This window comes from Bacteroides sp. GM023, assembly GCF_014750685.1.
GTDB lineage: Bacteria > Bacteroidota > Bacteroidia > Bacteroidales > Bacteroidaceae > Bacteroides.
Window position 1 is genome coordinate 392067 of the sequence record NZ_JAAXGE010000001.1, and the last position, 12952, is coordinate 405018.

Below are 12952 nucleotides of genomic sequence, written 5' to 3' on the forward strand. Positions count from 1 at the left end.
AAGTGATTTTGAATAATAATGTGAAAGGAGCAATATGCAAAGACTGATTTATTCTTCTTTATTATTGGGGGTAGCAGGAGTGTCCTGTATAAATGCGCAGAATAATGCGTCTCCGAATATTATTTTGATTTTATGTGATGATATGGGATTCTCCGATATAGGTTGTTATGGGGGTGAAATCCATACACCTAACATTGACGGATTGGCAGAAAAGGGGATCCGTTTCAGTCAGTTTAAGAATACGGGAAGAAGTTGTCCCAGCCGGGCTTCTTTGTTGACCGGGCACTATCAACATGATGTAGGAATGGGGTGGATGACAGCGGTGGATGAACATCGTCCGGGGTATAGAGGTGAAATAACAAAAGAGATTCCTACCATTGCCGAAGTAATGAAGGCCAATGGTTATTCTACTTATATGAGTGGAAAGTGGCATCTTACCCTGGACGATGCTTTTGACGCTCCTAATGGCAGTTATCCTGTTCAGCGCGGGTTTGATAAATATTATGGTTGTTTGAGTGGGGGTGGTAGTTATTATACTCCCACTCCGGTGTATCACAATCTGACAAGAATAACCGGATTTCCTGACGATTATTATTATACGACAGCTATAACCGATTCAGCGGTGAGCTTTATCAGGCAGCATCCTGTTGATAAGCCGATGTTCATGTATGTAGCCCATTATGCTCCGCATTTGCCTTTGCAAGCTCCTGCCGGACGTGTGGAAAAGTGTAAGGAACGTTATAAGGTAGGCTATGACGTATTGCGAAAGCAGCGTTTTGAGCGTTTAAAAGAAATGGGATTTGTACCGGAAGGTATGGAATTGCCTGTTTATCAAAGAGAATTTGAAGGTAAACGTCCTGCTTGGGTAGCACTGACGCAACAACAGCAAGAGCGTTGGATTACTGATATGGCAACCTATGCAGCGATGGTCGAGATTGTGGATGATGGTATAGGTCAACTGGTTGAGACTGTGGAGCAGAAAGGAATGCTGGATAATACTGTATTCATCTTTTTGAGTGACAATGGTGCTACCAATGAAGGGGGATATTTGGGTCAGTTGATGGCAGATTTAAGTAACACTCCCTATAGAAGTTACAAACAATGGTGCTTTCAGGGAGGTACTAGTACGCCTTTCATCCTGACTTATGGTAATCCTGAAAAGAATAAACATAAAGGAGAAATATGCCGACAGCCTGCACATCTTATTGATGTATTGCCTACTTGTATGAATATTGCATCAGCTCACTATCCCAAACAAATTAAAGAAAATTTGCCGGGAATGAGTCTGCTTCCTGTCATAAACGGTAAAAAAATAAAAAGTAGGGAACTATTCTTTGAACATCAAGCTTCATGTGCTATTATTTCTGATCATTGGAAATTGGTACGTGCCGGCAGACATGATGCATGAGAGTTGATAGATTTATCAACAGATCCGTTTGAAACAAAAGATTTATCCGCTCAGCATCCTGCTCTTGTCAGGAAACTGCAAGACAGATGGAATAAGTGGGCTGAACAGAACCATGTTTTTCCGCTTGAAGATAAAAAATGGAAAGAGAGGATTAAGTACTATAACGATTTGTATTCAGGAAAATAGTGACACAGGCTCATTTGTCACCTGCCAATGTTTATATCTCATCTCTATATTTTTCTGTTTCTCATAATTATTGCTTTAATATAATGCTTATATTTGTGCAGATGAATAATAGAAAGAGCGATATAAATAGTAGATGATTAATAATTTACCTCTCAAACTGCGTGAATATATTCAGGACAGGATTATTCCGCAATATGCCAATTTTGATAAGGCGCATCAAATCAATCATGCAGAAAAAGTGATTGATGAAAGTCTGAAACTGGCTTCTTATTATGATGTTGATGTTTCGATGGTTTATGTCATCGCCGCTTATCATGACTTGGGGCTGTGTGAAGGACGTGAATTTCATCATATAGTCTCCGGCAGGATATTACTGGAAGATGAAACCTTGCGGCATTGGTTTACGGATGAACAACTATTGCAGATGAAAGAAGCGATAGAAGATCACCGGGCGTCCAATAAGCAGGCTCCGAGAAGCGTCTACGGAAAAATAGTTGCCGAAGCCGACCGTATTATAGATCCTGAAGTAACGTTACGACGTACCGTTCAGTACGGATTGTCTCATTATCCGGAGATGGATAAAGAGCAGCAATATAAGCGCTTTCGTGAACATCTTACTAATAAATACGAAGAAGGAGGATATTTGAAATTATGGATACCTCAATCGGATAATGCCGGACGGTTGGCAGAACTGCGAAAGTTGATAGCTAATGAGGATGAACTTCAACAAGTCTTTGATAAACTTTATATAGAAGAGAAGAATGGATAAAAATTATATCTATTCTTCTCTTATTCTATAGTGTTGTGTAGGCTTATTCGTGATGATACGGTCCACCATTCAGTATTGTCATCGCCCGATAAATCTGCTCCACAAATATCAGCCGGATCATCTGATGCGAGAAAGTCATTTTCGACATTGAAATCTTTTCGTGAGATGCCTGATAGACTTTTTCGGAGAAGCCGTAAGGGCCACCGATAATGAAGACCAATCGTTTGTTGACCGTATTCATTTTCCGTTTCATATATTCGGCAAATTCAAGAGAACGCATCTCTTTTCCGTGTTCGTCGAGTAACACCACCACATCTCCCGGTTGGAGCGCTTTCAGAATTAATTCACCTTCTTTTTCTTTCTGTACTTCCATCGAAAGACTCTTCGTGTTTTTCAGTTCGGGAATCACTTCCATATCAAAAGTGATATAGCGTTTTGTACGCTGGATATAGTCGTTGATAGCTGTAATATAGTGTTGTTCTACGGTTCGTCCTACGACGAGCAGGGTTGTTTTCATGCCTCTATAATTCTGATTAATGCACAAAAATAGGCATTTTTTATGTTATTCTGCAATTAATGCTTACCTTTGCCTATCATTAGTTGAAAGTTTAAGTCTTTAAACTTCAACTTAAAAGCTTGTATTTATGAAAAAACGAGTGCTCGTAGGAATGGCTGCATTGCTTCTTTCCATCTCGTTGCTAATGGCGCAAGAGATACCGGCAGGAGTGATTACGGCATTTAAAAGAGGAAGCTCGCAAGAGCTAAGTAAGTATATGGGGGACAAGGTAAACTTGGTGCTCCAAGGTCGCTCGACAAACGTTGACAAGCAGAAAGCGACAGCTATGATGCAAGAATTCTTTACGGAGAATAAAGTCAGCGGATTTAACGTGAACCATCAGGGAAAACGGGACGAATCAAGTTTCGTTATCGGAACGTTGGCTACTACGCAGGGGAACTTTCGTGTGAATTGTTTCCTCAAGAAAGTACAGGATAAATGTTTAATACACCAAATAAGAATTGACAAAATCAATGAATAAGGAAAAAGAATTGATCGACAAATTGATCGACCTTGCTTTTGCAGAAGATATAGGTGATGGCGACCATACCACCCTTTCATGTATTCCCGCTACGGCAATGGGAAAATCTAAATTGCTTATCAAAGAAGCCGGCGTACTGGCAGGTATCGAAGTAGCTAAGGAAATCTTCAACCGTTTCGACCCGACTATGAAAGTCGAAGTCTTTATCAACGACGGAACAGAAGTGAAGCCGGGTGATGTAGCGATGGTAGTGGAAGGAAAAGTGCAATCACTGCTTCAGACCGAGCGATTGATGCTGAACGTGATGCAACGCATGAGCGGTATCGCTACAATGACCCGCAAATATGCAAAGAAACTGGAAGGCACAAATACCCGCGTACTGGATACCCGTAAGACGACTCCGGGTATGCGTATCCTTGAAAAGATGGCTGTGAAAATCGGTGGCGGTGTGAACCATCGTATCGGTCTGTTCGACATGATTCTTTTGAAAGATAATCATGTGGACTTTGCCGGAGGAATTGACAAAGCTATCACCCGTGCCAAGGAATATTGCAAAGAAAAGGGGAAAGACCTGAAAATAGAAATAGAAGTCCGCAGCTTCGACGAACTGCAACAAGTTCTTGATCTCGGTGGGGTAGACCGTATCATGTTTGATAACTTCACTCCCGAAATGACGAAAAAGGCAGTAGAGATGGTAGCCGGCAAATACGAAACCGAATCTTCAGGCGGTATCACTTTTGACACTCTTCGTGACTATGCCGAATGTGGCGTAGACTTCATCTCAGTAGGTGCTCTGACTCATTCAGTGAAAGGACTGGACATGAGCTTCAAGGCCTGCTAAATGAAAAAGAGAAGATTGTCATGAAGATTTCTTAAGACGCGCGTAACGCGGATGGCACGGATGGTAAGACTTTGACAAAAAGAATCCGCGTTATCCGCGTTATTTGTATCTGAAGACTGTTCCCCATCTTCCCTGTTTTTGCATATGCTTCAGAAAAAACTTTTGTATTTGTATTCTTTAACATTTTCTGTTGCAGCATTCCTCAAACTCTTGCGTCTAATGGGTAAAACGACGCAGACATACGTTCGATTTTAAAAAGGTAATTGACTTGGAAAACGAGATAGAACTGATAAAGGGCTGTCGGGCAGGAAAGGATTCAGCCCGCAAGGAACTTTACACCCTCTATTCCAAACAGATGCTGGCGGTTTGTTTCCGCTATACGGGCGATATGGATGCGGCGCACGATGTACTGCATGACGGTTTCATCAAGATTTTTACCAACTTCTCCTTCAGGGGCGAATCTTCGCTTTGCACATGGATAACCCGGGTGATGGTCACTCAATCACTCGATTATTTGAGACGGGAGAAACGAGTCAATCAGTTGGTAGTGCATGAAGAGCAACTTCCCGATATCCCCGATATATCGGACTCGGGAGGAGGGGCTGGAATATCCGAAGAGCGATTGATGGCATTCATTGCCGAATTGCCGGATGGTTGCCGAACCGTTTTCAACCTTTATGTGTTTGAAGAAAAGTCGCACAAGGAGATAGCCAAGATGCTTCACATTAAGGAACATTCGTCTACTTCGCAGTTGCACCGGGCCAAGTATTTGTTAGCAAAAAGAATTAAAGAGTATAGGAATCATGAAGAAAGAAAATGATGAAATAACCGATCTGTTTCGCACGCGTCTTGCTGATGCAGGGATGAGTGTCCGGGATGGCTTTTGGGAAGAGCTCTCGCAGGATATTCCTGTGGCTTGCCAACATCGCCGTCGGATTCTGCTCTTCCGCGTGGCGGCTGCGGCATCTGTATTGCTCGTTTTGGCGGCTTCATCGGCTACCTTCCTGTATTTCTCTCCCAAGGAAGAGATGGAAGAAGCATTTACGAAGATAGCCGTGACGAATGGGGGACAGATGGATGGAGACGGAATACGTGTCAATCAACTGCCGTTGCCGGTAGAACCTGTTTTGCCGAAGCCGGCTCCTAAATCATTCGGTATGTTGTCGCAAGTGGAAGAAGAGGATTCACTTTCTATCACATTCTCCATGTCGTTCTCGTTCTCATCGACTACGACTAACGGCAACCGTTACGGCAATCAAGGTAACCATGGTTACTGGCAGGCTGCGAATGGCAATGCAGAATCTTCTGCCGTACAGGAAGAGACTGCGACCTCGCCTGTGAATCAGGAGAAAGTTGCGAAGAAACGTCGTTGGGCGATAAAAGCCCAGGTTGGTACGGCGCTTCCGGCAGAGGACGGTACGTATAAAATGCCGGTTTCCGCAGGGGTGACAATAGAACGAAAACTGAACGATTACCTGGGGATAGAAACTGGACTGCTTTATTCCAATCTCCGTTCGGCAGGACAACATTTGCATTATTTAGGTATCCCTGTCCGGGTAAACGTGACGTTGGTGGATACAAAGAAAATCGACCTTTACGCTACTGTAGGCGGAATAGCGGATAAATGCATAGCCGGTGCGCCGGACAATAGTTTCAAGGAAGAACCTATCCAACTGGCAGTGACTGCCGGCATTGGAATCAATTATAAAATTAATGACCGACTTGCGGTCTTTGCCGAACCCGGTATTTCGCATCATTTCAGCACTGATTCGAAACTGGCTACGGTACGCACGAAACGGCCGACTAATTTTAATTTACTTTGCGGACTTCGCATGACGTATTAATCCTTATGAAAATGAAAAAAACACTTGTAATGCTGTGGATGGCACTTTGCCTGATTGTATCTTTCAGTGGATGCAGCAGCGAAGAAATGGATTATAACAATCCGGATGTTGCTCTTTTTGTGAAGCAATTGAAGTCGGGTACGTATAAGATGAAGAATGATAAAGGAGTGGTGGAAGTTCCTCATTTCATGGAAGAGGATATTCCCGAACTTTTGAAATATGCAGAAGATTTGACAATTATACCTTCTTTCCCGTCGGTTTATAATACGAACAACGGTAAGATTCGGTTGGGTGAATGTATGCTTTGGGTGATTGAGTATATCCGTCAGGGTACACCACCGTCAATGGGTTGCAAAATGGTGTTAGCAAATGCTGAAAATTATGAAGCAATCTATTTCCTGACCGACGAAGAACTGCTCGATGCAGCTGCCTGTTATCGTAGTTGGTGGGAAGAGCGACAATATCCGAAGACCCGTTGGACGATTGATCCGTGCTATGACGAGCCGCTTTGCGGATCGGGCTATCGTTGGTGGTGACACTAAATAAGGAGTTGCGTTCGGAATAAAAAATAGAAAACATTCATGTGGGAACGTTTGTTTGTATCAGTAGTCTTTTTACTGCTGACAGGGGTTTGCTATGCTCAATGGACTGCAGAGGATTCCTTGCGGTTGAAGAATTCGCTGAAGAATGGAGAGGAGCTGAAACTGAATAAGGAAGCCGTCAGGCAGATTGAATTTAATGCAGGCGCAGCAACTCCCCGCATGTCAAAAGAGAAAAGATGGATGCATTTTGATGAATCGCTTCCCCGTGTGATTTCTCCTTCGGCTGTGGTAGAATCGGATTCTTTGTATAGCAGGCGGAGAATAACCGGTGAGAAACTTCCCTTATTGATGTTGGAGACATATAATCCGGCTTATGCTTCGTTGCCGTTGGATACATTGGCGATAACGATGGAGATGAAACTTCCGCCACCCGATGGTATATCATTAGGCAATGGGGTGAGAGTGAACGGAGGGCTGTTCAGCGGACTGGACTTGCTGCAAGTCTTTACGAAAGAATTTTGGCAGTTCAGGAAGAAACGGATGCGTGCAGGCACGCAAGAAGCACTTGGAAAGTATTAGGTAATGAAAGAGTAAAGAGGATGGATAGATTGATGAAACGTTTTTTGGCAACTATGGTGTTGTGTCTGACGACTTTGCTTGCATATTCGCAAGTATGGACGGCGCAAGACTCATTGCATCTGAAGAAGTTGCTGGATAGCGACCAGGAGTTGCATTTGAATATGGATGCTGTGAAGTCGATTGATTTCGGCGGCGCGGTAGGAAGTCCCCGGATGTCGGAGGAGAAGAAGTGGATGCTACCTGACGAATCGCTACCCGAAGCATTGCCTAAACCGAAAGTGGTGTTGAGCCTGATGCCGTATAAGGCAAGTACCCGTTATAATTGGGATCCCGTCTATCAGAAGAAGATTAGGGTGGATAAGAACACCTGGCGGGGAGATCCTTTCTATGAACTGCGCCATCAAAGATCATACTCTAACTGGGCGCGTAATCCGATGGCGAAAGGGGTGCGCAAGTCTTTGGATGAGATACAGGCGAGCGGGGTACGTTTCCGGCAGTTGAGCGAACGTGCCAATGGGATGATGGTGAATTCGGTAGTGATGGATAGTCCCATTCCTTTGTTTGGTGGTAGCGGGGTATATATCAATGGCGGAACTATCGGCGGACTTGATCTGATGGCTGTTTTTACGAAAGAATTTTGGAATAAGACAGGGAGAGATAATCGTGCCCGTACCTTGGAGGTTCTGCGGACTTACGGAGACTCGACGACTGTACTGATAAATAAACCAATCGAACAGATTGCCCGGTAAGGGCGTTATATATATGTACTAATGTTGCGATACAACAATATGCTGACCGAAGAATGTTTGTAATTGAATAATTTATATATTTGTATATTGTTGTATTAGCGCATTAGTGAATGAATCGCTTTCTTATAGGGATATGAAATCATTGGCGCATTGATAAATTGTTAATTATGAACAGAATAACTTCTCTTCTAGGGATTCAGTATCCTATAATTCAAGGTGGAATGGTATGGTGTAGCGGTTGGCGGCTTGCTTCCGCAGTGAGTAATGCAGGTGGATTGGGGCTGCTCGGTGCAGGTTCTATGCATCCTGAAACTTTGCGTGAACATATCCGTAAATGTCATGCGACTACGGAACTTCCTTTTGGCGTGAACATTCCTTTGATGTATCCTCAAATAGAGGAAATTATGAATATCGTGGTAGAAGAGGGAGTGAAGATCGTTTTTACTTCTGCCGGAAACCCGAAAACATGGACAGGATGGTTGAAAGAGCGTGGAATTACAGTTGTTCATGTGGTTTCTTCCTCACGTTTTGCTGTGAAGTGTGAAGAAGCAGGAGTAGATGCCGTAGTGGCTGAAGGATTTGAAGCCGGCGGACATAACGGTCGTGAGGAAACTACGACTTTCTGTCTGATTCCTGCCGTACGTGAAGCTACAACCTTACCGCTTATAGCTGCCGGTGGTATCGGAACGGGAGAAGGCATATTAGCTGCCATGGTTTTGGGAGCTGAAGGAGTGCAGATGGGAACTCGTTTTGCTTTGACTGAAGAGAGTTCGGCAAGTCCGGTATTTAAGGATTATTGTTTGAGCCTTGGCGAGGGGGATACTAAGTTGTTATTGAAGAAACTGGCTCCGACACGTTTGGTAAAGAATGATTTCCGGTATGCAGTGGAAAAGGCGGAAGATAGTGGTGCTTCTCCCGAAGAGTTAAGAATGCTGTTGGGAAAGGGACGTGCCAAAAAAGGTATGTTTGAAGGCGACTTGGAAGAAGGGGAACTGGAAATAGGACAGGTTTCTTCCATTATATCCCGTCGGCAGTCGGTGGCGGAAGTGATGAACGAATTGATGGAGTCATATCGTCAAGCGGTGGGGAAGAAATATTTATTTGAAAGATAAATGAGGGGCGTAGCGCCCCTGCAAGGTTTCCTTGCAGGATATTGGTATTTTAGGCACGGATGACGCGGATTTCACGGTTTTTAGAAAAATATGATTGCATAAAGCAACAGTGTAATCCGTGTAATCCGCGCCTAAAAAGACTAACATTCCGCATGGAAACCTTGCCGGGGCGCTACGCCCCTAAATACCCAATTTATTATAGGTTGATAGAGTCGTATTTTAAACCGAATACATCGGCTATGGCTTTATAGACGATTTTTCCTTCCACTATGTTCAGTCCGAGTGCCAATGCCGGATCATCTTTACATGCTTTCTTCCAACCTTTGTTTGCCAGGGCTATGACATAGGGCAGGGTAGCGTTGGTCAGTGCCAGTGTAGAGGTATAAGGAACAGCTCCCGGAATATTGGCTACCGCATAATGTACGATGCCGTCTACAACATAAGTCGGCGCGCTATGCGTAGTTGGGTGCGACGTTTCAAAACATCCGCCCTGATCGATTGCCACATCTACCAGTACCGTGCCGGGCTGCATCATTGAAAGCATTTCTTTGGTAATCAGATGCGGCGCTTTGTCACCGGGTATCAGTACGGAACCGATAACCAGGTCAACATCCGGTAATTCTTTCCTTATTCTTAATTCAGATGCGTATAATGTTTTTACGTTCTTGGGCAGTGTTTCGCTTAGATAACGTAGTCGAGCCAGGTTTATATCTGCGATGGTTACGTCTGCTCCCATCCCGGCAGCCATTTGTGCAGCATGACTGCCTACGATTCCACCACCTAAAATTAATACTTTGGCAGGTTTCACACCCGGTACGCCGCCTAGAAGGATTCCTTTACCACCTTGCGGCTTCTCAAGGAAACGGGCGCCTTCCTGAATAGACATTCGTCCGGCTACTTCGCTCATGGGAACCAGCAGAGGTAATGACTGATCGGTCTTCTCTACAGTTTCGTAGGCCAGGCAAACGGATTTGTTGGCAAGCATGGCGAGTGTCAGATCTCTGTCGGAAGCAAAGTGGAAATAAGTAAATAGTAATTGTTCTTTTTTGATGAGTTTATATTCGGGAGCGATCGGCTCCTTTACTTTAACAATCATGTCGGCGATAGCATAGACATCTTCTATCGTTGGCAGAATCTGTGCACCGACAGCCTGATATGCTTCATCCGGAAAGCCGCTATTTATTCCTGCTGTATGCTGGATATATACTCGATGCCCTCGCTTCACAACTTCGGCTACTCCGGACGGTGTCATACCTACCCGGTTCTCATTGTTCTTAATTTCTTTGGGTACTCCGATGATCATAATGTTACATGTTTAGGGTTTTAACAGGCTCCAATGTACGAATAATCCCCTTACGTTGTTATTCGTAAGGGGATGTTTTAGAACAGAATGTCGCTTGTTGAGATGAATTGATGCGTAGAGTGGTTGTTTACAGACATTCACTGCCCTGTTTGTTGATTTTCATGCTTTTTCCATAGAGACCCACTCGTGCTATATTGCTATAAAAGGGTTCTGCAATATCATATTTAAAAGGAAGTACTTCCTTATTGTTTTTGTTTATATATCCCCATTTGGACGATTGGCTTTCGATGCAGACGGCAGCCAGTCCTTCTGAGAAAGAGCAGCCGTTGTCATATTCCAGTGGAATGACGACTTCGCCTTTCATGTTGATAAATCCTACCTTATTATGTAGTGAGACGAGGGCTAGTCCTTCCGTAAATTGCTCTATCTGATTGTAAGTCGGCGGAAGAATGTAGTTTCCTTGTCTGTCAATCAGTCCCCATAATCCATCGTTACATACCCGTGCACATTCTTCTTCGAATGAGTGGGCTGCCGAGAATTTTAGAGGAATCTGTATTTGTCCCGTGCAATCAATGTATCCATATTGCGAATTGAGTACTACCATCGCTAATCCTTTTTTGAAAGAAAAGGCTCGTTCATACTTTAAAGGAATGACAATATCATATCCTTTGTTGATGTACCCCCATTGAATTTTACCTTTGGCCGGAGCTAACCCTTCCGAGAAACGACCGATTGCCGAGAAACGCTTTTTCTTATTAGCTATCCCATAAGCTAAAAAAGAAGTCAGGAGCTTTGTAATAGTATTGCTCATTTCTTGATTGTGTGTGGTGGTAAGCGCCCTGATACCACATATATACAAAAGAAGCGTGGACGTCGTCAGTGCATCCTATTCAAGGCTCTGGTAAGCCCAACGGCGAATGACCAACAGAGTCCACGCCCTTGTGTATAACAAAGACGTGAACGCTTAGTTGTCATTATCTCACCGTTGATGAATTTACCAGATTCTGAATAGAGATAATATTCTAAACGCTTCTACGTTATTTATCGTAATAAGTCGCTACAAAGATATTATTTTCCTGGTAAATGACAATGCGTTTGGGGATAAAGATTTAAGAATGAATGGGAGGTGCGGAAGAAAATGCAGGATGAGTGACGGGGGAGAATAATAAAACTCCCCTTGCAAATGAGGATGCAAGGGGAGTTATGGTGATAATAAATGATTAAGAGTGTGATATATGTTCTTAATTTAATAATCCGGGGTTAGCATCAATAGCTGCCTGAGGGATGCGTAATGTATAACGTGCATCGTCCTCTGCCAAGACATATGTGTTACCGTTCAGTTCTTTTTCAATACGTGGACGAGTAGTACGACGTAAATCAAACCATCGATGCCCTTCGAATGCAAGCTCACGTGCACGTTCTTTTAGAATCTCCGTAATTAATACATCCTGTGTCATAGAATTAATTACATTTTCTTTTTGTATATAGCCTGTTGGAGTATATCGGTTTTCCATAAGTTTTAGCAGCAGTTTACGAGCTTCAGGCAATTTGTTTAGATGCGCGGCAGCTTCAGCTGCATTTAGATAGATTTCTCCTGTGCGGAAAGTGCAGTTGAATTGTGCTGCGCCACTTTTGGAAGAGACGTAATCTCCATCATCATTTATTGTATAATATCTGCTTCGCCTCATATCCTTATTATCTTCATATTCTTTTAGGAAAAATGGTGATAACAAGGATGCCGAAGATGCGTCATCGGTATAAATATTCTCATAAGCTGTGATCATTTCTACTGAACTAAAGTTATTTGGGAGTTTGGACTCACTGTTGTTCAGATTCTCTAGTGTAGATTTTTCTGTTAATACACGCTTGGAAGCATCATAGGAATTTTCCCAATCACCCATATATAATCGTACGCGAGATTCCATTGCGTCTACGGACAATGTAGAGAAACGATAGGAATATTTAGTCTCCCATTCTTTTTGGTGTATGAGTCCACGAGCAGTTTGAATATCAGATAGAATAGCATCATATACTTCTTTTACAGTGTTTCGCGATGGAGTTTCCTCTAAGTCCAAATTCCATTTCAAGGGTATGGATTTGGTATCAGGTGCTCCGCTTTTTGTATATGGTTGTCCATAGAGGTTGACAAGTAGGAAATGTATATACCCTCTTAACAGGTAGGCTTCTCCTACAAGTTGGTCAATATCTTCTTGACTTCCTTCTGTTATTTCTTCCTTTTTGCTTATTACAGCATTGGCGTAATAAATGACGCTATAATAAGGGCCCCAAAAAAACTCTCGTGTACCATCTTTAGAATTTATATCATTCCATTGTTCAATATCCGCATAGTAGTTTTGTGCGGTAGCTCCTGAAGTGACTTTCGCAATGTCTGTGCGGAATTCAGTAACACCTCTATCGTTGAGCTTGGTGCCATATGCTGATGTAAGTAATGCCCTATATTCGGATAATGTATTTGGTATAACTTTTCCTACAGGCTGTATGTCCAGATAGCTATCGCAGGAGGATAACAAAATCCCCCCTGTTAAAGCACAAACTATATTTATTTTCTTTATTATATTCAT

13 protein-coding genes and 1 pseudogene are annotated in these 12952 nt (G+C 43.1%); 10 read left to right on the top strand and 4 right to left on the bottom strand.

All coding sequences use genetic code 11. The features are described 5' to 3' along the window. The first annotated feature begins 34 nt into the window (after positions 1-34). A pseudogene (locus tag HC965_RS01410) lies at positions 35-1594 on the top strand (arylsulfatase). Positions 1595-1727: 133 nt separating this feature from the next. Beyond that, positions 1728-2363, top strand: coding sequence for an HD domain-containing protein (locus tag HC965_RS01415; protein WP_191029749.1), 636 nt, complete (start codon positions 1728-1730; stop codon positions 2361-2363). 43 nt (positions 2364-2406) lie between these two features. On the opposite strand, the gene rlmH is transcribed toward HC965_RS01415, so the two are convergent. Then, positions 2407-2880 carry a 23S rRNA (pseudouridine(1915)-N(3))-methyltransferase RlmH gene (gene rlmH / locus HC965_RS01420; protein ID WP_191029750.1) on the bottom strand — a complete coding sequence of 158 codons (474 nt, stop codon included), beginning with the start codon at positions 2878-2880 and terminating at the stop codon, positions 2407-2409. Positions 2881-3007: 127 nt separating this feature from the next. Here rlmH and HC965_RS01425 point away from each other — a divergent pair, with 127 nt between their 5' ends. The 8 genes from HC965_RS01425 to HC965_RS01460 all read left to right on the top strand — a co-directional run bounded on the left by HC965_RS01425 (position 3008) and on the right by HC965_RS01460 (position 9067). Beyond that, positions 3008-3400, top strand: coding sequence for a DUF4783 domain-containing protein (locus HC965_RS01425; RefSeq protein WP_191029751.1), 393 nt, complete (start codon positions 3008-3010; stop codon positions 3398-3400). Further along, positions 3393-4241: a carboxylating nicotinate-nucleotide diphosphorylase gene (gene nadC, locus HC965_RS01430; protein WP_044654253.1), complete on the top strand. Its 849-nt coding sequence runs from the start codon at positions 3393-3395 to the stop codon at positions 4239-4241. The genes HC965_RS01425 and nadC overlap by 8 nt, the downstream gene beginning before the upstream one ends. 268 nt (positions 4242-4509) lie before the next feature. Further along, positions 4510-5061 (top strand): RNA polymerase sigma factor, encoded by a 552-nt coding sequence (locus tag HC965_RS01435; protein ID WP_191029752.1) that lies wholly within the window; start codon positions 4510-4512, stop codon positions 5059-5061. Continuing rightward, positions 5045-6085 (top strand): outer membrane beta-barrel protein, encoded by a 1041-nt coding sequence (locus HC965_RS01440; protein WP_191029753.1) that lies wholly within the window; start codon positions 5045-5047, stop codon positions 6083-6085. The genes HC965_RS01435 and HC965_RS01440 overlap by 17 nt, the downstream gene beginning before the upstream one ends. 11 nt (positions 6086-6096) lie before the next feature. After that, positions 6097-6621: a DUF4943 family protein gene (locus tag HC965_RS01445; RefSeq protein WP_191029754.1), complete on the top strand. Its 525-nt coding sequence runs from the start codon at positions 6097-6099 to the stop codon at positions 6619-6621. Positions 6622-6666: 45 nt separating this feature from the next. Next, the gene (locus tag HC965_RS01450) at positions 6667-7206 is read left to right on the top strand and encodes a DUF4858 domain-containing protein (protein ID WP_191029755.1); all 540 of its coding nucleotides are present in this window, start codon (positions 6667-6669) and stop codon (positions 7204-7206) included. Positions 7207-7226: 20 nt separating this feature from the next. Continuing rightward, positions 7227-7955 (top strand): DUF4858 domain-containing protein, encoded by a 729-nt coding sequence (locus HC965_RS01455; RefSeq protein ID WP_191029756.1) that lies wholly within the window; start codon positions 7227-7229, stop codon positions 7953-7955. 167 nt (positions 7956-8122) lie between these two features. Then, on the top strand, positions 8123-9067 hold the full coding sequence (locus HC965_RS01460; protein ID WP_191029757.1) for a nitronate monooxygenase family protein: 945 nt from the start codon (positions 8123-8125) through the stop codon (positions 9065-9067). Between the two features lie 196 nt (positions 9068-9263). Here HC965_RS01460 and ald read toward each other — a convergent pair whose 3' ends face one another. The 3 genes from ald to HC965_RS01475 form a co-directional block, all read right to left on the bottom strand. Next, the gene (gene ald, locus HC965_RS01465) at positions 9264-10370 is read right to left on the bottom strand and encodes an alanine dehydrogenase (RefSeq protein ID WP_191029758.1); all 1107 of its coding nucleotides are present in this window, start codon (positions 10368-10370) and stop codon (positions 9264-9266) included. Between the two features lie 127 nt (positions 10371-10497). Continuing rightward, on the bottom strand, positions 10498-11181 hold the full coding sequence (locus tag HC965_RS01470; protein ID WP_191029759.1) for a WG repeat-containing protein: 684 nt from the start codon (positions 11179-11181) through the stop codon (positions 10498-10500). Between the two features lie 430 nt (positions 11182-11611). Further along, the gene (locus HC965_RS01475) at positions 11612-12946 is read right to left on the bottom strand and encodes a RagB/SusD family nutrient uptake outer membrane protein (protein ID WP_370539959.1); all 1335 of its coding nucleotides are present in this window, start codon (positions 12944-12946) and stop codon (positions 11612-11614) included. Between the last annotated feature and the right edge of the window lie 6 nt (positions 12947-12952).